Annotated in this window: 14 protein-coding genes; 6 read left to right on the forward strand and 8 right to left on the reverse strand. The window is 69.1% G+C overall.

The genetic code is table 11. The annotated features are described in order from the left end of the window. Positions 1 to 63: 63 nt before the first annotated feature. Positions 64 to 300 (reverse strand): hypothetical protein, encoded by a 237-nt coding sequence (locus LPC10_RS12895; RefSeq protein ID WP_108940490.1) that lies wholly within the window; start codon positions 298 to 300, stop codon positions 64 to 66. 188 nt (positions 301 to 488) lie between these two features. On the opposite strand from LPC10_RS12895, the gene sseA reads away from it, so the two are divergent. From sseA to purH, 3 genes are all read left to right on the forward strand, one after another. Next, the gene (gene sseA / locus LPC10_RS12900; protein WP_231342080.1) at positions 489 to 1,337 is read left to right on the forward strand and encodes a 3-mercaptopyruvate sulfurtransferase; all 849 of its coding nucleotides are present in this window, start codon (positions 489 to 491) and stop codon (positions 1,335 to 1,337) included. A 186-nt stretch (positions 1,338 to 1,523) separates the two neighbouring features. Further along, the gene (locus LPC10_RS12905) at positions 1,524 to 3,230 is read left to right on the forward strand and encodes a heparinase II/III family protein (protein ID WP_231342083.1); all 1,707 of its coding nucleotides are present in this window, start codon (positions 1,524 to 1,526) and stop codon (positions 3,228 to 3,230) included. A 128-nt stretch (positions 3,231 to 3,358) separates the two neighbouring features. Continuing rightward, positions 3,359 to 4,957 carry a bifunctional phosphoribosylaminoimidazolecarboxamide formyltransferase/IMP cyclohydrolase gene (gene purH / locus LPC10_RS12910; protein ID WP_231342085.1) on the forward strand — a complete coding sequence of 533 codons (1,599 nt, stop codon included), beginning with the start codon at positions 3,359 to 3,361 and terminating at the stop codon, positions 4,955 to 4,957. 198 nt (positions 4,958 to 5,155) lie between these two features. Here the strand turns inward: purH and LPC10_RS12915 are convergent, their stop codons facing one another. The 3 genes from LPC10_RS12915 to LPC10_RS12925 all read right to left on the reverse strand — a co-directional run bounded on the left by LPC10_RS12915 (position 5,156) and on the right by LPC10_RS12925 (position 9,543). Next, positions 5,156 to 5,947 (reverse strand): DUF937 domain-containing protein, encoded by a 792-nt coding sequence (locus LPC10_RS12915; protein WP_231342086.1) that lies wholly within the window; start codon positions 5,945 to 5,947, stop codon positions 5,156 to 5,158. A gap of 265 nt (positions 5,948 to 6,212) precedes the next feature. Then, positions 6,213 to 7,652 (reverse strand): MATE family efflux transporter, encoded by a 1,440-nt coding sequence (locus tag LPC10_RS12920; protein ID WP_166059525.1) that lies wholly within the window; start codon positions 7,650 to 7,652, stop codon positions 6,213 to 6,215. After that, complete coding sequence (locus LPC10_RS12925; RefSeq protein ID WP_231342088.1) at positions 7,645 to 9,543, reverse strand: monovalent cation:proton antiporter-2 (CPA2) family protein; 1,899 nt, start codon at positions 9,541 to 9,543, stop codon at positions 7,645 to 7,647. The genes LPC10_RS12920 and LPC10_RS12925 overlap by 8 nt, the downstream gene beginning before the upstream one ends. A gap of 330 nt (positions 9,544 to 9,873) precedes the next feature. Between LPC10_RS12925 and ispH the strand changes: the two genes are divergently transcribed. Then, entirely contained in the window at positions 9,874 to 10,896 is a 1,023-nt protein-coding gene (gene ispH / locus LPC10_RS12930; RefSeq protein WP_231342092.1) for a 4-hydroxy-3-methylbut-2-enyl diphosphate reductase, read from the forward strand. A 96-nt stretch (positions 10,897 to 10,992) separates the two neighbouring features. Next, positions 10,993 to 11,958, forward strand: coding sequence for a homoserine kinase (gene thrB, locus LPC10_RS12935; protein WP_231342093.1), 966 nt, complete (start codon positions 10,993 to 10,995; stop codon positions 11,956 to 11,958). Positions 11,959 to 12,007: 49 nt separating this feature from the next. Here the strand turns inward: thrB and LPC10_RS12940 are convergent, their stop codons facing one another. After that, positions 12,008 to 12,490, reverse strand: a complete 483-nt coding sequence (locus LPC10_RS12940) for a peroxiredoxin (protein WP_231342095.1) — start codon at positions 12,488 to 12,490, stop codon at positions 12,008 to 12,010. 124 nt (positions 12,491 to 12,614) lie between these two features. Between LPC10_RS12940 and LPC10_RS12945 the strand changes: the two genes are divergently transcribed. Next, positions 12,615 to 13,223: a YqgE/AlgH family protein gene (locus LPC10_RS12945; protein ID WP_108940500.1), complete on the forward strand. Its 609-nt coding sequence runs from the start codon at positions 12,615 to 12,617 to the stop codon at positions 13,221 to 13,223. A gap of 137 nt (positions 13,224 to 13,360) precedes the next feature. On the opposite strand, the gene LPC10_RS12950 is transcribed toward LPC10_RS12945, so the two are convergent. The 3 genes from LPC10_RS12950 to recA all read right to left on the reverse strand — a co-directional run bounded on the left by LPC10_RS12950 (position 13,361) and on the right by recA (position 18,586). Continuing rightward, positions 13,361 to 14,425: a putative zinc-binding metallopeptidase gene (locus tag LPC10_RS12950; protein WP_231342097.1), complete on the reverse strand. Its 1,065-nt coding sequence runs from the start codon at positions 14,423 to 14,425 to the stop codon at positions 13,361 to 13,363. 183 nt (positions 14,426 to 14,608) lie between these two features. Then, a complete protein-coding gene (alaS, locus tag LPC10_RS12955; RefSeq protein ID WP_231342098.1) occupies positions 14,609 to 17,284 on the reverse strand; it encodes an alanine--tRNA ligase in 2,676 nt (891 codons plus the stop codon). A 201-nt stretch (positions 17,285 to 17,485) separates the two neighbouring features. Next, positions 17,486 to 18,586, reverse strand: coding sequence for a recombinase RecA (recA, locus tag LPC10_RS12960; protein ID WP_012454508.1), 1,101 nt, complete (start codon positions 18,584 to 18,586; stop codon positions 17,486 to 17,488). Between the last annotated feature and the right edge of the window lie 181 nt (positions 18,587 to 18,767).

The following is an 18,767-nucleotide window of genomic DNA, read 5'->3' on the forward strand; positions in this document are numbered from 1 at the left end:
GCCGGATCGTGACCGACAGCGAAACCCCGGCACGCACCGCGCCGGGGTTTTCGCGCGCGGTCTTCATCCCTCGTCGAAACGACTCATGCGGAACACCTCAATCCCCGCTCCGTCGATCACCCGCACCGCTTCCGCGGAAGCGCCGGAGCGCTGCGGAACCCGGGCGCGTGCGAACAGGCGCCGCGCTCGCTCCTCCGCCCCCTCCTGGCTCGACGTCCGCACGGAGATACGTTGCTGAACGCCGCCGGGCGCGTCGGCCTCCTCGGGGCCGAGCACCTCGATGTGATAGGTCTCTCGCACGTCGTGTCGTATCCTCGGCTCTCGGGACAGGGCTTACCTGAAGATCGGGCCGCCCGCAGGCCGGCGAAAGGCCTCGAACAAGCGCGACCCGGTGACATGGGGGTTTCCGCGTCCCGGCCTTGCCGAATTCCCCTCAATGCCGGATGTGGTGTCTTCATTTGCGGGTACGCGCATAGGCGAGGACATTCATGACCGCATCGCCCTTCGTCACGGTGGAGTGGCTGCACCAGCGCCTCAGCGCGCCGGATGTCGTCGTCCTCGACGCGTCTTGGTACCTGCCGGCGCAGGGGCGCGATGCCGAAGCCGAGTATCAGGCGGCCCATATCCCCGGTGCGATCCGCTTCGATCTCGACGCGATGAGCGATACCGATTCTTCCCTTCCCCACATGCTGCCGCGGCCCGAGGTGTTCTCCTCGAAGATGCGCGCGCTCGGCGTCGGCGACGGGGCGCAGGTCGTCGTCTACGACGGGATGGGCCTGTTCTCGGCGCCGCGGGTGCGCTGGATGCTTCAGACCTTCGGCATGCGTGACGTCAAGATCCTGGAAGGCGGGATGCCGGCCTGGGTCGCGGCGGGCTATCCGACCGAGGACGGCGAGGGCCGCCCCCGCGACCGGCGCCACTTCACCGCGCGGCTCGACAACGGCGCCGTGGCGGATGCGGGCGACATCGCCCGCGCGCTCAGCAATGGCTCGGCCCAGGTGGTCGATGCCCGCTCCGGCCCGCGCTTCCGCGGTGAGGAAGCGGAGCCGCGCTCCGGCGTGCGCCCCGGCCATATGCCCGGTGCCCGGAACCTGCACTACGCTGCGCTCCAGGCAAATGGTCGCCTGCGGGACGAGGCCTCGCTGCGCGCGGCGATCGCCGAGGCCGGAGTCGATCTCGACCGCCCCGTCATCACCACCTGCGGCTCGGGCGTTACCGCGGCGATCGTCGCCCTGGCCCTGGAGACCTTGGGCAAGGAGCCGCGGGCGCTCTACGACGGCTCGTGGTCGGAATGGGGTGCCGACCCCGCGCGGCCCGTCGCGACCGGTCCCGCCTGAGGGATCGGACCGCTCCCTCTTTCGCGCCGTGCATTGCGGGGATGCCGGCCGGCGAGAGGACGACACAGCGTTAAAGGGCGGTTAAGAGGACGGGCATAAGCGTGGCCCAAGCCTGTTGCCGGAGACCCGAACAGGGGTCCGGGCGGCAAACCGTGCGGCCCGTCTCGAAGGCTCGGAGGATACGGCTTGGGCAGGGGCCCCGAACGCTGGCAGCTCACCCGCCTGCTCGGTCACGAGATCGTCCGTGCGGTTCGCGAGCGGACGGCCCGGTTCACGGCGCGGCCCGAGATCCTCACCCGCGCGCGGGTGACCGCTCTCGTGATCGCCCCGCACGATCTGCGCACGAGCGACGCCTCGCTCGCGGACGATATTTATTCCGGCCTGTTCGTCTTCGCCGGCCGCTCGCTGATCGTGAGCGGGCGCTCCCCCTTCGACTACGATCCGCCCTCTCCGGAATGGGCGGACGCGCTCTACGGCTTCGGCTGGCTGCGTCACCTGCGCGCCGCCGATACGGCGCTGGCGCGCGCCAATGCCCGCGCCTTCGTCTCGGATTTCATGAACGGCCGGGGCGAGGCCGCTCGCGCCAGCCCGGTGCCGGTGGCGTCCCGGCGGCTGATCTCGTTCCTGTGCCAGTCGCCGCTGGTGCTGGAGGGCGCCGACCACGCCTTCTACCAAGCCTTCCTCAAGGCGGTGGGTAAGGGTGCGCGGGAGCTGGAACGCGCGCTGCGCCGCTCGGCGCCGCCGCAATCGCGCCTGCTCGCCGCCGTGGCGCTGACCTATGCCGGGCTCTGCTGCGAGGGCATCGAGCCGATCCTGCGGCGCGCAACCCGCACCCTCGTGCGCGAACTCGACACGCAGATCCTGCCCGATGGCGGCCACCGCTCCCGCGATCCGCGCTTCGCCATGGAGCTGCTGCTCGATCTGCTGCCGCTGCGCCAGAGCTTTCTGAGCCGGAGTGTCGATCCCCCGGAGGCGCTGCTGCGCGCCGTCGACCGGATGCTGCCGGCCCTGCGCCTTCTGCGCCACGGCGACGCCTCGCTCAGCCACTTCAACGGCATGGGTGTGACGGCGGCCGACCATCTCGCCACGCTGCTGGTCTATGACGGGTCCGGCACCGAGCCGCTGATGTACGCCTCCCATTCCGGCTATGCCCGGATGGAAACGGGGCGCGTCGTCATGGTCTGCGACGTCGGCGCGCCGCCGCCGATGGACCAGTCGCGCGAGGCCGCCGCCGGGTGCCTCTCCTTCGAGCTGACGAGCGGGGCGCAGCGCATCGTCGTCAATTGCGGTGCGCCCGCCAGCGGCGGCGAGCTGCGCCGGGCGGCGCGCAGCACCGCCGCGCACTCGACCGCGACGGTCGCCGACACCTCCTCCTGCCGCTTCCTCGACGAGCCGGAGGATTGGTGGATCGGCCGGCTCGCCGCCCGCTGGCTGCTGGCGCGCCGGGGGCCTGTGGTGATGCGCGGCCCCGGCCCCGTCGCGGTCGAGCGCCGCACCGAGAACGGCGCGTCCGTCCTCGCCGCCCGCCATGACGGCTACGTCGCCGAGTTCGGCATCCTGCACGAGCGCCGCTGGCGCCTCTCGAGCGGCCCGGTGCGACTGGAAGGCGAGGATGCCTTCCGGCGCGAGGGCAAGCGCGCGCGGCCCCAGCCGGTCGCGGTGCGCTTCCATCTCCACACCGCCGTCGCCGCCCAGCCCCAGGAGGACGGCAGCGTCACCTTGGGTCTGTCGACCGGCGAGCGGTGGCGCTTCTCCGCGGAGGGCGCGACGCCGACGATCGAGGAAAGCATCTACTTCGCCGGCGTGGTCGGGGCACGGCGGACCGCGCAGATCGTCCTGCACCTGTCGGTGGACGAGGACGCCCTGGTGCGCTGGCGGATCGAGCAAGTCTGAAGACCGTGTGAGAGGCCGTTGAAACAGCCGGTTCCGTCATCCGACGGCGGCGTCTTCAACTGGCCGCCCCCAACGGTTCCGTGCTACCGCGCGGGCAAATTCCTCGTTTGACGACATAGGCCGTTCTCATGCCGCGCGACCAAATCCGGGTCTCCCGCGCCCTCCTCTCCGTCTCGGACAAGACCGGGCTCACGGACTTCGCCGCGGCGCTGAGCCGGCGGGGCGTCGAGTTGGTTTCGACCGGCGGCACCCACCGTGCGCTGACCGAGGCAGGACTAGCCGTGAAAGAGGTGTCCGAGCTGACCCGCTTTCCCGAAATGATGGACGGACGGGTGAAGACGCTGCATCCGGCGGTTCATGGCGGCCTGCTCGCGGTGCGCGACAACCCCGAGCATCAGGCGGCGCTCGCCGCTCACGGGATCGGCGCCATCGACCTGCTCGTGGTCAACCTCTACCCGTTCGAGGAGACGCTGAAGGCCGGCAAAGCCTATGACGACTGCGTCGAGAACATCGATGTCGGCGGCCCGGCCATGATCCGCGCTGCGGCCAAGAACCATGCCGACGTCGCCGTGGTGGTCGATGTCACGGACTACGACGCCATCCTCGCCGAACTCGCCGCGCAGGACGACCAGCTCACCGCGGCCACCCGCCGCCGGCTGGCGCAGAAAGCGTTCTCGCGCACCGCTTCCTACGACGCGGCCATCGCCAATTGGCTCGCCGAGGTCGAGGGAAGCGACGAGGCCCCGACCTTCAAGGCGCTCGGCGGCACGCTCGCGCAGAGCTTGCGCTACGGCGAGAACCCGCACCAGTCGGCCGCCTTCTACCGCCTGCCCGGCACGCTGCGCCCTGGCATCGCCACCGCCCGGCAGGTGCAGGGCAAGGAACTATCCTACAACAACCTCAACGACACCGACGCCGCCTACGAATGCGTCGCCGAATTCGATCCCGCCCGCACGGCGGCGGTGGCGATCATCAAGCACGCCAACCCTTGCGGCGTCGCGGAAGGGGCGAGCTTGCTCGAGGCCTACGAGCGAGCGCTCGCCTGCGATCCCACCTCGGCCTTCGGCGGCATCGTCGCCCTCAACCGCTCTCTCGATGCCGAGGCCGCACGGAAGATCGTCGAGATCTTCACCGAGGTCATCATCGCGCCGGACGCCTCCGAGGAGGCGCTCGCCGTCGTCGGCGCCAAGAAGAACCTGCGGCTGCTGCTTGCCGGTGGGCTCGCCGATCCGCGGGCGAAGGGCGAGACCGTCCGCACCGTGGCGGGCGGCTTCCTCGTCCAGGGCCGGGATGCGCTCAGCGTGGATGACATGGAGCTGAAGGTCGTCACCAAGCGTGCGCCGAGCGAGCATGAACTCGCCGACATGCGCTTCGCCTACCGCGTTGCCAAGCACGTGAAGTCGAACGCCATCGTCTACGCCAAGGATGGTGCCACGGTCGGCATCGGCGCCGGGCAGATGTCGCGGGTCGATTCATCGATCACCGCCGCGCGCAAGGCCGCGGAAGCGGCCGCGCGGCTCGGGCTGCCGGAGACCCTCGCCAAGGGCTCGGCGGTGGCCTCCGACGCCTTCTTCCCCTTCGCCGACGGACTGCTCGCCGCGGCCGAGGCCGGCGCCACCGCCGTGATCCAGCCCGGTGGCTCGATGCGCGACGATGAGGTGATCCGCGCCGCCGACGAGGCGGGCCTCGCCATGGTGTTCACCGGCGTTCGCCACTTCCGGCACTGAGACGGACGGTTCCAGCTCCCGGCGGTGTCCCTTGGATTTCGACCGTGAACCGTCATTTCGAGGCGGAGCCGACGCGATCCGGAGCGCTGCTGTCTCCGGATAGGCCGCGCGTCACCGGATTGCCTGCGTTTCGCCTCGCGATGACTAAAACCGATCGCCCGGACTCGGTTTGACCCCTGATCGGTCGATCCGAAGCGCTCAGCTCTTGGCGACCGGCTTGCGCTTCGGCGGGCTTCCGTCTCCGGCGCGAGAGGGAGGTACCGGTGGTGACGAGGAGGCCGCTTCCGGTCTGGTCGGTTCGGGCTCCGGCTTGGGCTGGCTCCAGAAGGCGTCGAACGCCTCCTTCATGGCCTTGACGTTCTGCTCCTGAACCTCCGCGCCGGTCTGGAGCATCTGCTGGATCACGTCCATCGAGGCCTTCGTCGCGTCCGGCAGGGGCGCGGCCTCCGCTTTCCGGCCGGACGAACGCATCTCGGGCCGCGGCGCCGACGGCTTTGCCGAGGGGGCAACCTGAGCGGTGGCAGCGGTGAGCCCGTTGAGCCAATCCGTCCAGAGCGTGCCGACCGGATAGGGGGAGGGCGGAGGCTCCGCGGCCCGAGTCGGGGCAGGCGGGTTGAGAAGCAGGTGGACGATGCCGGCCACGATCATGCCGGCCATGATCGGCAGCATCTGCCGAAGGGCCTGGGCGCCGACGCCGCTCGCCGTCGAGGCCTGCTGGATCACCGCCTGCGCGATCATGGGCGAGCCGAACAGCCCCGCCAGCATGTCGGCGCCGGCCTGCGGCTGCGCCATTCCCGGCTGGGCGAGCCCGAACAGGCGCCCGAACCCCATGGGATCGGTTCCAGCGTTGCGCTGGATTCCCATGGTCAAGGCCGGCAGCAAAGCCTCCATGGCGCGGCGGGTCTGCTCCGGCGTGAGGCCGAATTGCTGCCCGAAGGCCTGCACGCTCGCGTCGCCCTGGCTCTGAAGGATGTCGAACATCGTGTACATGGCCGGGCGCCTCGCGGGAGCAGCAACGGTCCGGATGCCGAACGCCTTTGGGTCCTGCCGGAAACGCGCCGTGACAACGAGCGCGTGACGCGAAGCCCATCTTCGTTCCGGCCGCGCGCCGACGATGGCCATCGACACTCACGCCCGGAGGCACGCCGGAACGGCCTCGGCCGAGAGTGTGTCGCAACCGGGCGGGGCTGGCCAGCGCAAAGCCCGATTTCGCGTCGATTTCCCTAGGGATAGCGGCAATCCGGCGCCGGCATCGTCACAGGGACATCCCACTGGAGGGGGCGGCCTGCACCGCCTCGTCCGCTGTGGGCGCATCGAGGGCAGGGGCCGCCTCGATGCGCGCGCCGCGCTCGAGCCGGCCCACGGTGCGAAAGGCAAGGGCGAGACCCGCCACCCCGAAGGCGATCGAGCCGATGCCGGTCCCGGCGATCACGCCCTCCGGTCCGTACCACGCCGCTCCCACGAGGGCGGGTGGGACCGTGCCCAGGGTCGCACGACCCCAGTTCAATAGGGTCGAGAGGAAGGGAAAGCCGAGATTGTTGAACGATGCGTTGGCCAGGAACAGCAGCCCGTTGAAGAACCAGACCGGTCCGCTCACGAGGCAGAAGAAGCCGAACAGCTCGGCCGCCACGCCGGTGAGTTCGAAGGCGCCGGCCAGCGGGGCTCGCGCCAGCGCCAGAAGCAGCCAGACGAGGACGACGTAGAGCGCCGTCACACCCGCACCGACCTGGAGGACGCCCCGCATCCGGTCGAAGCGGCCGGCGCCCCAGTTCTGGCCCAGGATCGGACCGATCGATCCCGACATCGCGAACAATCCGCAGAAGGCGACGGGCGCGAGGCGCTCGATCACCACGTTGCCGGCAATCGCCGGCGGTCCGAAGCCGGAGAGAGCGTGCGTGACGAAGGCGCTGGCGACGGAGGGAGCAAGGTTCGTGAGCACCGCCGGAAGGGCGATGCGGGTCACCAGCGGCAGATCCCCGAGGATCGCATCGGGACGTGGGGCTTCGAGCAGTCGGTAGCGCCGGACACCGGCCCAGCCGATGGCGATGAAGACGAGACGGGCTACGCAGACGGCGAGCGCGGCGCCGTCCACCCCGAGACCGAAGCCGAAGATCAGGAGTGGATCGACGAAGACAGTGACGATCGCCCCGCCCAGCGTCACGAACATCGCCTCCCGCGCTGCGCCGACCGCGCGCAGGAGTCCGGTGAACAGCATGCCCGGCCCGAGCAAGAGGTTCGACGGCAGGCTGATCCAGAGATAGCGCCGGGCGACGTCGTGGGTGTGGCCCTCCGCTCCGATGGCCGAGAGCAGCGGGTCGAGCACCGCGAGCAGGAAGGCGGCGAGCACGCCCGACGCGATCACGCCGTGGACCGTGACCGAGGTCGCGATGCGCCGCGCGCCGGCCGGGTCATGCGCGCCGATCGCCCGCGAGACCAGCGCGCCGGCAGCGATCATCACGCCGATATTGATGGCGATGGCGAAGAACTGGACGATCGAGGCGAATCCGACCGCGGCCGTCAGCGCCGGATCGCCGAGCTTCGAGACGTAGAAAAGCGACAGGAGGTCGACGGCGAAGATCGCCATCAGGCCGACCGAGCCGGTCGCGCTCATCACCACGACATGGCGCAGGATCGAGCCCGAGACGAAGCGCGCCCCGCCCTCGTCCCGTCCCGGCCCTTCGCCCCTGTCAGGCATTCGGCTCGGCATCCTCGGGTTCGAGCGCGCGGGCGGCGGATTCGTGAGGCTGGGGCTCGATCAGGCCGCGGGTCTCGGCGCTGAGCGCCCGCGAGGGGCTCTTCGGCGCGGTGAGCGGCTCGGGCCGCAATTCCGGCGTTCCGCGCAGCCAGCCCGACCCGTCCGGCATCGCGCCGGCCTGTTGCAGCACGAGACGGGCGACGTCGCGCTTGCGCACGTCCTCGACGCGGCGCGCGGCGGCGTCGGCCGGCAGCCCCAGGCTCTCAAGGGTGGCGCGGCCGAAGCCGAGGGCGGATTCGACGGTCTCACGAAGCTGGAAATCGACGTCGCGGTTCATCAGCTCGATGGCGTGCGTCCGGTCGTAGGCGCGCACGTAGGTGCGCACGTTCGGAAATTCCTCGTGGACCATGTCGACGATCTTCAGCGCCGCCGGCGCGTCGTCGATGCAGACGCAGATCAGCTCCGCCTTGGCGAGACCGGAGGCGCGCAGCACGTCGAGCCGGGTCCCGTCGCCGTAATAGATGCGGAAGCCGAAGCTCGTCGCGTTGCGGATCTGCTCGACGTCCTTGTCGATGACGGTGATGTTGATGCCCTCCGCCAGCAGCACCTGAGCCAGGATCTGCCCGAAGCGGCCGAAGCCCACCACCAGCACGCGGGTATCGCCGGATTCCTGGGCCTCGCCGACATCGGAGGGCGGTTCGGCCTCCTTGGGGCGGCGGGCGATCAGCGCGTCGAGCCCCTTGGCGGCGATGGGACCGACCAGCATGGTGAGGGCGGCGAGCGCGACGCAGAAGCGGGTCACGTCCGAGGCGAGGATGTGCAGGTCGCCCGCCGCGGGCAGGATCACGAAGGCGAACTCGCCGGCCGGCGCCAGCACCGCCGCGCCGCGCAGGGCGTCGAGCCAAGGCGAACCGAACAGGCGGAACAGCGCGGCGACAAGGGCGATCTTCACGGCAATCGCCGCCATGGTCGCGGCGAGCAGCGCCAGCCAGTGGTTCGTGAGCAGGCCGCCGTCAATCGACATGCCGACGCTCATGAAGAACAGGCCGAGCAGCATGCCGCGGAACGGCTCGATGTCGGCCTCCAGCTGATGGCGGAAGTTCGATTCGGCGAGCATGACGCCCGCGAGGAAGGCGCCCATCGCCATGGAGAGGCCGGCCTTCTCCATCACCAACGCCGTGCCGAGCACGACGAGGAGGGCGGCCGCCGTCATCACCTCGCGTCCGCCCGCGGCGGCGAGAAGACGGAAGAAGGGATTGAGGCCGTAGCGCCCGACGAGCACCACGCCCGCGACCGCGACCGCCGCCCGGCCGGTGGAGCGCAGGCCCTCGTCGACCCAGCCGTCCTTCGGCGTGGCGCCGGCCGAGGCGAGCAGCGGCAGCAGAGCCAGGATCGCCACCACCGAGATATCTTGGAACAGGAGCACCGCGAAGGAGCGCCCGCCATAGGGCGAGCCGAGATCGCCGCGCTCTTCGAGGAGTTGGAGCGCCACCGCCGTCGCCGAGAGCGCGATGGCGATGCCGACGACGCCTGCCGCCGCCGGCGTCAGGCCGTAGGCGAGGGCCGCGCCCGCGATGACCAGTGAGCACAGCGCCAACTGGGCGGCCCCGAGCCCGAAGATGTCGCGCCGCATCGAGACGAGCCGCGAGATTTCGAGTTCGAGCCCGACGATGAACAGCAGCAGCACGACGCCGATCTCGGCGACGCTCGCCGCTGTCTCGGGCTCGGCGATCAGCGAGAAGCCCGCCGGTCCAATCACCACGCCCGCGACGAGGTAGCCGATCACCGCGCTCTGGCCGAGCAGGCGCACGAGCGGAACGCCGATCACCGCCGCCGACAGGAAGGTCAGCACCGGCGGCAGGAAGCTGGCATGGTCCGTGGCGCTCGCCATGAAAGCCCGTTGCCTCGCTCGATCCGGAAGGGGAAGGGCTTCCCCTTAGCCCGCTCGCCCCGCCATCGCGAGGGTGATTTGCGTGTCGTTCGTCACATGCCCTGCCCGCGCGAACGGCCTGCGAACGAGCCGAAAGCGATCCGCGTGCCGGCGGTGTCCGCGGGCATGGTTGCCACAGGAGCGCGGATGCAGGCCCCTGAATGGCCGGTGGGGGTCACGGATCGCGCCACCTGTGCTATGTAAAGGCGACGGACAGGCACCAACCTGTCGCGGCTTTCGGGCTGGCCGCTGTTGACAGACCCGGCCACCCCTCTCCACATCCGCCGGATCATGAGCGCTGACACCATCAACCTCACCGCCGACCCGAACCGGGTCCCGCAGCCGGCCGTGACAGGCGACAAGCCGCCTCTCGAGATCCTGCTGTGCGCCCCCCGCGGCTTCTGTGCCGGCGTGGTGCGCGCCATCGACGTGGTCGAGCGGGCGCTGGCGATCTACGGAGCGCCGGTCTACGTCCGCCACGAGATCGTCCACAACAAATACGTGGTCGAGACCCTGAAGCGGAAGGGCGCCGTCTTCGTGCGCGAGCTGGACGAGGTGCCCGATAGCGGCGCCCCCGTCATCTTCTCCGCCCACGGCGTCGCCAAGACCGTGCCGCAGAACGCCGATGCGCGCGGCCTCACCACCATCGACGCCACCTGTCCGCTGGTGACCAAGGTTCACCGCGAGGCCGAGATTCACCACAAGCGCGGGCGCCACGTCCTGCTCGTCGGCCATTCCGGCCACCCGGAGGTCGTCGGCACCATGGGCCAATTGCCCAAGGGCTCGATCACCCTGGTCGAGGACATCGACCAGATCGATGCCCTCAATCCTCCGCCGGATCAGGCTCTGGCCTGGGTGACGCAGACGACCCTGTCGATCGACGACACCAAGCACATCGTCGAGGCGCTCAAGGCCAAGTTCGAAGGCATCCACGGTCCGCACAAGGACGACATCTGCTACGCCACCACCAACCGCCAGGAGGCGGTCAAGGAGGTAGCGCCGCGGGTTGATGCGCTGATCGTGGTCGGCTCCTCCAACTCCTCGAATTCGCAGCGTCTGCGCGAGGTTGCCGAGCGGGCCGGCTGCCCGATCACCCGGCTCGTTCTGCGCGCCGAGGAGATCGACTGGGACGCCTTCAAGGACATCCGCCGCCTCGGTCTCACCGCCGGCGCCTCGGCACCGGAGGTTCTGGTGGAGGAGATCATCGACGCCTTCGCCGCGCGTTTCGATGTGACGGTGGATCAAGTCTCGGTGACCGTCGAGGACATGTCCTTCCCGCTGCCGCGTGAGCTGCGCAGCGAGGCCGCCGAGTAGGGCGGCGCCTTCGCCGGCACCTCAAGAGCCGGCCGAACGACCTCCAGGGGCGCCCACGGCGCCCCTTTCTCTTGCGCGAACCCGGCAGCACTCCCCGTGGCGGTCTACACCGACGTATCCGACGAGGCGCTGCGCGCCTTCCTCACAGAGTACGATATCGGCGCGTTGCTCTCCTGCAAGGGCATCGCCGAAGGCGTCGAGAACTCGAATTTCTTCCTGCATACGAGCACGGGCAACTACATCCTCACCCTCTACGAGAAGCGGGTGAGCGAGGCAGACCTGCCGTTCTTCATCAATCTGATGGGCCACCTGGCCCGCGCCGGCCTCGCCTGCCCGCAGCCGGTGCGCAACCGCGCCGGCACCGCGCTCGGGCGCCTCTGCGGCCGGCCGGCGGCCATCGTCACCTTCCTCGACGGCGTCTCCTTGAGCCGCCCGAATGCGGAGCATTGCCGGGCGCTCGGTGCCGCCTTGGCCGGGCTCCACGCTGCGGGCCGCGATTTCCCGATGGTGCGCGAGAACAACCTGTCGGTGGGAGCATGGCGGCCGCTCTTCAAGCAGGCCGAGGCGCAGGCGGATACGGTGGCGCCGGGGCTCGCCGCCCGCACCCGCGCAGACCTCGATGTTCTGGAAGCCTCATGGCCGAAAAATCTGCCGGGCGGCGTCATCCACGCCGACCTCTTCACCGACAACGTCTTCTTCATCGGCGACGCGGTGTCGGGCCTGATCGATTTCTACTTCGCCTGCACCGACGCGTTCGCCTACGATCTGGCGATCAGTCTCAACGCATGGTGCTTCGACGCCGACGGCACCTTCCATCGCGAGAAGGCCGGGGCGATGATCGCGGGCTACGACGCGGTGCGTGCGCTGGAGCCCGCGGAGATCGGGGCGCTACCGATCCTGGCCCGCGGTGCGGCCATGCGATTCATGCTGACCCGCCTCGTCGACTGGCTCAACGTCCCGCCCGGCGCCCTGGTGCAGCCCAAGGACCCGCTGGAATACGACCGGCGGCTGACCTTCCACCGCACCGCGACCGATGCGCGGGATTACGGCTGGGAAGGGTAGGCGACGCAGAGCCCTCTCTCGCCGAGCGAGGATGGCTCACGTCTTTCGCTCAGAGCACCTTCAGCAGCGCTTCGGCGCCCGACACCTCGGCCTTGGACGGCGTGTCCTCGACATTGAGGATCCGCACCACGCCGTCATCGACCAGCATCGCGTAGCGCTGGGAGCGCGGGCCGAGGCCGAAGCCCGAACCGTCCATCTCCAGGCCGATCGCCTTGGCGAACTCGGCGTTGCCGTCGGCCAGGAACTCGATGCCCTCGGCGCCGCTCTGCTGCTGCCACGCATTGAGCACGAAGATGTCGTTGACCGACGTCACGGCAATCACATCGACGCCGCGGGCCAGGATCTCTTCGCGCTTGGCGACGAAGCCCGGCAGATGGTTGCGGTGGCAGGCCGGTGTGAAAGCACCCGGCACGCCGACCAGCACGACGCGGCGTCCCTTGAACACGTCGTCGGTCGTCTTGGCCTGCGGACCCTCCGGCCCGCTCACCCGAAAGGTGACCTGGGGCAGGTGATCGCCAACCTGAATCGTCATCCGAACACTCCTCGGCAAAAGTCACGAACCGTTAGACGCGCAGCAGGCACCTGTCGAGGCACCGACATCCCGCCCACGCGTTTGGCTTATGGATCAATGGCGGCTGCCGCATTAGCATAGTCCGATGCAGAGACCCGACCCCGCGCTCAAAGACCCGGCCTATCTCGACGGCCAGTTCCTCGTGGCCATGCCGGGGATCGGCGACGAGCGATTCGCGCGCTCTGTGATCTATCTCTGCGCCCACTCGGCGGACGGGGCGATGGGCATCATCGTCAACAAGCCGGTTGCAGATCTGAACATGCCGGATCTGCTGATCCAGCTCGACATCGCCAGCGAGGCGGACGCGATCCGCCTGCGCGAGCGGGTCGGCCATATGCCGGTGCTGATGGGCGGTCCGGTCGATGCCAAGCGCGGCTTCGTTCTGCACACCGCCGACTTCCACATCGATCAATCGACGCTGCAGATCGACGAAGGTGTCTGCCTCACGGCGACGGTGGAGATCCTGCGCGCCATCGCCGACGGGCGCGGACCCTCGAACGCGGTGCTGGCGCTGGGCTATGCCGGCTGGCAGGCAGGCCAGCTCGAGAACGAGATTCTCGCGAACGGTTGGCTGAACTGCCCGGCCGATCCCGAGCTGATCTTCGATCCGGGGCTCGGCACCAAGTACGATCAGGTTCTCAAGGCGATCGGCATCGACCCCGCCATGCTCTCGGCCGAGGCCGGTCGGGCCTGACGCACGGATTCGCCGTCATCGCGAGGCGAAGCGTGGCAACCTAGGGCACGACCTTGCCGGAGATGGCGCCCTGGATCACTTCGCTGACGCTCGCGATGACGGGGAGGCAGGATCGAACCGGTCAACCGGAATCGATCTCAGACCCGCCCGTGCACGAGGTCGTGGATGAAGCCGAGCTTCGTCACCACGGCCGGACCGAGCACGAAGGGGTAGAGGTCGCCCTCGCCCATGGCGCGGCTGACGCTGTTCATGGCGAAGACGAAGGGCAGCCATGCATCGATGATCTGCTCGATCGTATCGGTGCAATAGGGATCGAAATCGACCCGCGCGGCGAGTTCGCCCTCGACGTCGGCCTTCGGCTTCACCTGCATGCCGAAGGCGCCCGCCATCTCCAGGGTGTCGACGATGTGCAGGTAATGCGCCCAGGTTTCCGCGAAGTCCTCCCAGGGGTGCGTCGTGGCGTAGGCCGAGACGAAGCTCTCCTGCCAGTTCGGGAGCGGACCCTGATCGTAGTGGCGCTGGAGCGCGGCGCCGTAATCCTGCGAGTCATCGCCGAACACCGCCCGGCACGGCTCCAGCTTGCCGGCGTCGCGCACGAGGATGTCCCAGTAATGGTGGCCGACCTCGTGGCGGAAATGGCCGAGCAGCGTCCGGTAGGGCTCACCCATGGCGGTCCGGCGCTTCTCGCGCTCGGCCGGGTCGGCCTCCACGAGGGCGATGGTGATGATGCCGTTCTCGTGGCCGGTCATCACCTTCGGACCGCTCGCATCCGGCGGATCAGCCAGGAAGTTGAAGATCAGGCCGTGCTCTGGGTCTTCGACGCGCGTCTTCAGCGGCAGGTTCCAGCGCAGCAGGGTGTAGAACAGCCGGTGCTTGGCGTGCTCCATCTCGCGCCAGCGTTTCAGGTTCACCGGGTCGCTCACGTCCGGCACGATGCCGTTGTGGCGGCAGGCGAGGCAGAAGGCGTCGGTCGTGCCCGGCGGCACCATCCAGTTGCAGGTGTCGTGCGACGCGTTGGTGCAGAGGAAGCTTGGGTGCTCGGGCGCCGCGAGAGGGGTCCAGGCGTTGTTGTCGCCCGCAGGCTCCAGGGCGGAGATGCGGCCGAGCTGGGGCAGGTAGGCCAACCGGTGGCCGCAGCGCTCGCAGGAGCGGTTCTCGAAATACAGGACGTTGTCGCAGGACTGGCAGCGAAAGAGTTTCATCGGCTCACGGGAACGTTGACGCTCCGCTCCCGATCCAGCGCAGACAGGATCCGGGAACGGAATGCGCCGGGCACAAGGCTCGGAGGCGGCGGGGGTTCGCGGCCAACCAAGCCGCGAATTCACTCACCGTTCCGTGATCGATGCTGATTTTGTTCGGCTGTCTCCTGCCTGCGCGCGGGCGGGTCAGGCGGCGGCAAGCGCCTCGCTGATGGCCGCGAGCGCGGCATCCGCACCGGCACCGTTCGGGCCGCCGGCCTGAGCCATGTCCCGGCGCCCGCCACCGCCCTTGCCGCCGAGATGTCCGGCGCCCGCGCGCACGAGGCCGACCGCGTCGTAGCGGTCGGTGAGATCCTCGGTGACGCCGACAACGAGCCCGGCCTTGCCGTCGGCCGAGACGCCGACGATGGCGACGATACCGGAGCCGAGGCGGCTCTTGCCCTCGTCGGCCAGACCCTTGAGGTCGCGCATCTCGACCCCCTCGACGACGCGGGCCATCAGCTTCACGCCGTTGACCTCGCGGGCCTCGTCTCCGCCGCCCGCTGCGCCGCCCATGGCGATCTTCTTGCGCGCGTCGGTCAGCTCCTTCTCTAGCCGGCGGCGCTCCTCGATCAGGGCGGAGAGCCGGTCCGGCACGTCGCCCACCGGTGCCTTGAGCAGGCTGGCGAGCTGGCTCAGCGTGCGGCTCTCGCTGGCGCGGTGACGGCGCGCGGCCGTGCCGGTCATCGCCTCGATCCGGCGCACGCCGGCGCCGACCGCACTCTCGCCGAGCACCGTGATCTGGCCGATCTCGCCGAGTTGCGACACGTGGGTGCCGCCGCACAGCTCGATCGAGAAGTTCGGCAACCGGCCCTCGACCTCGCGGCCCTCGTCATCGACGGGCCGTCCCATGGAGACGACGCGGACCTCGTCGCCGTACTTCTCACCGAACAGCGCGCGGGCGCCCGATTCGATCGCCTCGTCCACCGCCATCAGCTTGGTCACCACCGGCGCGTTCTGGAGCAGCACCGCGTTGGCAATCTCCTCGACGCGATTCAGCTCCGCCTCGTCGATGGGCTTCGGGTGGCTGATGTCGAAGCGCAGGCGCTCGGGGGCGACGAGCGAGCCCTTCTGGGCCACGTGGTCGCCGAGCACCTGACGCAGCGCCTCGTGCAGCAGGTGGGTGGCCGAGTGGTTGGCGCGGATCGCGGCGCGGCGGGCGTGATCGACCTTCATCTCCACGGCCGCGCCGACGGAGAGTGTGCCTTCCTCGACCGTGACGTGATGCACGAACAGGTCGCCGAGCTTCTTTTCCGTACCCGTCACGCGCGCCATGAGGCCGGGCCCGGAGATCGTGCCGGTATCACCGACCTGTCCGCCGGACTCGCCGTAGAACGGTGTCTGGTTGACGACGACGATGCCGGACTCGCCGGCCTTGATCGTCTCGACCTCGCCGCCCTCGCGCAGGAGGGCGCTGACGACGGCCTCGGCGGTCTCGGTCTCGTATCCGAGAAATTCCGTCGCGCCGGTGCGCTCCTTGATGCCGAACCAGACGGTCTCGGTCGCGGCCTCGCCCGAGCCCTGCCAAGCGGCACGCGCCGCCTGCTTCTGGCGCTGCATCGCCGCGTCGAAGGCCCCCGTGTCGACGCCGATGCCGCGGGCCTTCAGCGCGTCCTGGGTCAGGTCGAGGGGGAAACCGTAGGTGTCGTAGAGGGTGAAGGCGGTCTCGCCCGAGAGATTCTGGCCAGCGCTCAAATCGCGGGTCTCCGCGTCGAGGATGGCAAGGCCGCGCTCCAGGGTCTTGCGGAAGCGGCCCTCTTCCAGGCGCAGGGTCTCGGAGATCAGGGCCTCGTTGCGGACGAGTTCGGGGAAGGCCTGTCCCATCTCGCGCACCAGCGTCGGCACGAGGCGGTACATCACCGGATCGCGGGCGCCGAGCAGTTCGAGGTGGCGCATGGCGCGGCGCATGATCCGGCGCAGCACGTAGCCGCGGCCCTCGTTCGACGGCAGCACGCCGTCGGCGATCAGGAACGAGGTCGAGCGCAGATGGTCGGCGATGACGCGGTAGGAGGCGCGCGTCGCGGGCTCCGGCGCGCGCGACACGGCGTGGGCCACCGCATCGATCAGGGCGCGGAACAGGTCGGTGTCGTAGTTCGAGTGGACGCCCTGGAGGATCGCGGCCATCCGCTCCAGGCCCATGCCGGTATCGATCGAGGGCCGGGGCAGGGGATTGCGCACCCCCGGCTCGACCTGCTCGTACTGCATGAAGACGAGGTTCCAGAATTCGAGGAAGCGGTCGCCATCCTCGTCCGGAGAGCCGGGCGGTCCGCCGGCCAAAGCCGGGCCCTGGTCGATGAAGATCTCGGAGCACGGGCCGCAGGGGCCGGTATCACCCATCTGCCAGAAATTGTCGGAGGTGCCGATCCGGATGATCTTCTCGTCCGAGAAGCCGGCAATCTTCCGCCACAGGCCCGCGGCCTCGTCGTCATCCGCGTAGACGGTCACCAGCAGCCGCTCGGGCGTGAGGCCGAACTCCTTGGTGATCAGCTTCCAGGCCAGCTCGATCGCATCGGCCTTGAAATAATCGCCGAAGGAGAAATTGCCGAGCATCTCGAAGAAGGTGTGGTGCCGGGCGGTGTAGCCGACATTGTCGAGATCGTTGTGCTTGCCGCCGGCGCGAACGCATTTCTGCGACGAGGTCGCCTTGACGTAGGGCCGCTTCTCGACGCCGGTGAAGACGTTCTTGAACTGCACCATGCCGGCGTTGGTGAACATCAACGTCGGGTCGTTCTTCGGCACCAGCGAGGACGAGGGCACCACTGCGTGCCCGGCATCCCGGAAGTAGTCCAGGAAAGTCGATCGGATCTCGTTGACGCCGCTCATCGGATAGGCTCGGAAATCAAGTCGCGTCGGGAGCCGGCTGACGGGCAGCGCGGCAGCATTGTCGGGCCCTCATACGGGCCGAAGCTGTGCAAGTCACGTCGGCAGGTCCGTGGCGGATGACGGAGGACGCGCCATGCACGAAAAAGGCCCGCCGCTCGCGCGACGGGCCGGTCTCGATTGGCTCCGGTGGAGCGGAGCGGGTTACGCCTCGCCCTCGTCCAGATCCTCGGCGGTCGGCTTGGCATTCTCGAGGATGCGGTCGGCAACCAGCCCCGAATTCTGGCGGATCGAGGCTTCGATCTTGTTCGCGATATCCGGATTGTCGCGCAGAAAACCCTTGGAATTCTCGCGGCCTTGGCCGAGGCGCTGGCTGTCGTAGGAGAACCACGCGCCCGACTTCTCGACGATGCCGGCTTTCACGCCGAGGTCGATCAGCTCGCCGACCTTCGACACGCCCTCGCCGAACATGATGTCGAACTCGACCTGCTTGAAGGGCGGCGCGACCTTGTTCTTGACGACCTTGACGCGCACCGAGTTGCCGATGGCCTCGTCGCGATCCTTGAGCGTCGAAACGCGGCGGATATCGAGGCGCACCGAAGCGTAGAACTTCAGCGCGTTGCCGCCGGTGGTGGTCTCGGGGCTGCCGTACATCACGCCGATCTTCATGCGGATCTGGTTGATGAAGATCACCATGCAGTTCGAGCGCGAGATCGAACCGGTGAGCTTGCGCAGGGCCTGGCTCATCAGGCGCGCCTGGAGGCCCGGCTGGCTCTCGCCCATCTCGCCCTCGATCTCGGCGCGCGGCGTCAGCGCGGCGACCGAATCGACCACGAGCACGTCGATGGCGCCGGAGCGCACCAGCGTGTCGGTGATTTCGAGCGCCTGCTCGCCGGTATCGGGCTGCGAGATCAGCAGGTCGTCGAGGTTGACGCCGAGCTTGCGCGCATAGACCGGGTCGAGGGCGTGCTCCGCGTCGACGAAGGCGCAGACGCCGCCCTTCTTCTGGGCCTCGGCGATCGTGTGGAGCGCCAGCGTCGTCTTGCCCGACGATTCGGGGCCGTAGATCTCGATCACCCGACCGCGCGGCAGGCCGCCGACGCCGAGCGCGATGTCGAGGCCGAGCGAACCCGTCGAAACGGTCTCGACCTCCTGCACCTTGTCGGTCTTGCCGAGGCGCATGATCGAGCCCTTGCCGAAGGCGCGCTCGATCTGCGTCAGCGCAGCCTCGATCGCCTTGGACTTGTCCTTGTCGGCTGCTGCCATTGTCGAGGAATCCACCATCTTCAGCGCAGGCTGGGCCATCGCGAGGCTTCCTTATGCATGGGAGGGGCACGGCGCTCAATCCGCCGGAGCTGATCGATTTCGTACCTGTTTTGTTCTCATCGCGCAAGGGCTGCGTCGGTGCTTTCCGGTCCGCCGCCGCATCGCGCCGTTCCCCGTCCGGATGCCGCGTTCGTTTCGAAGTGGACGGGACTACGGAATT

The sequence above is a fragment of the Methylorubrum sp. B1-46 genome (assembly GCF_021117295.1).
Taxonomy (GTDB): Bacteria; Pseudomonadota; Alphaproteobacteria; order Rhizobiales; family Beijerinckiaceae; genus Methylobacterium.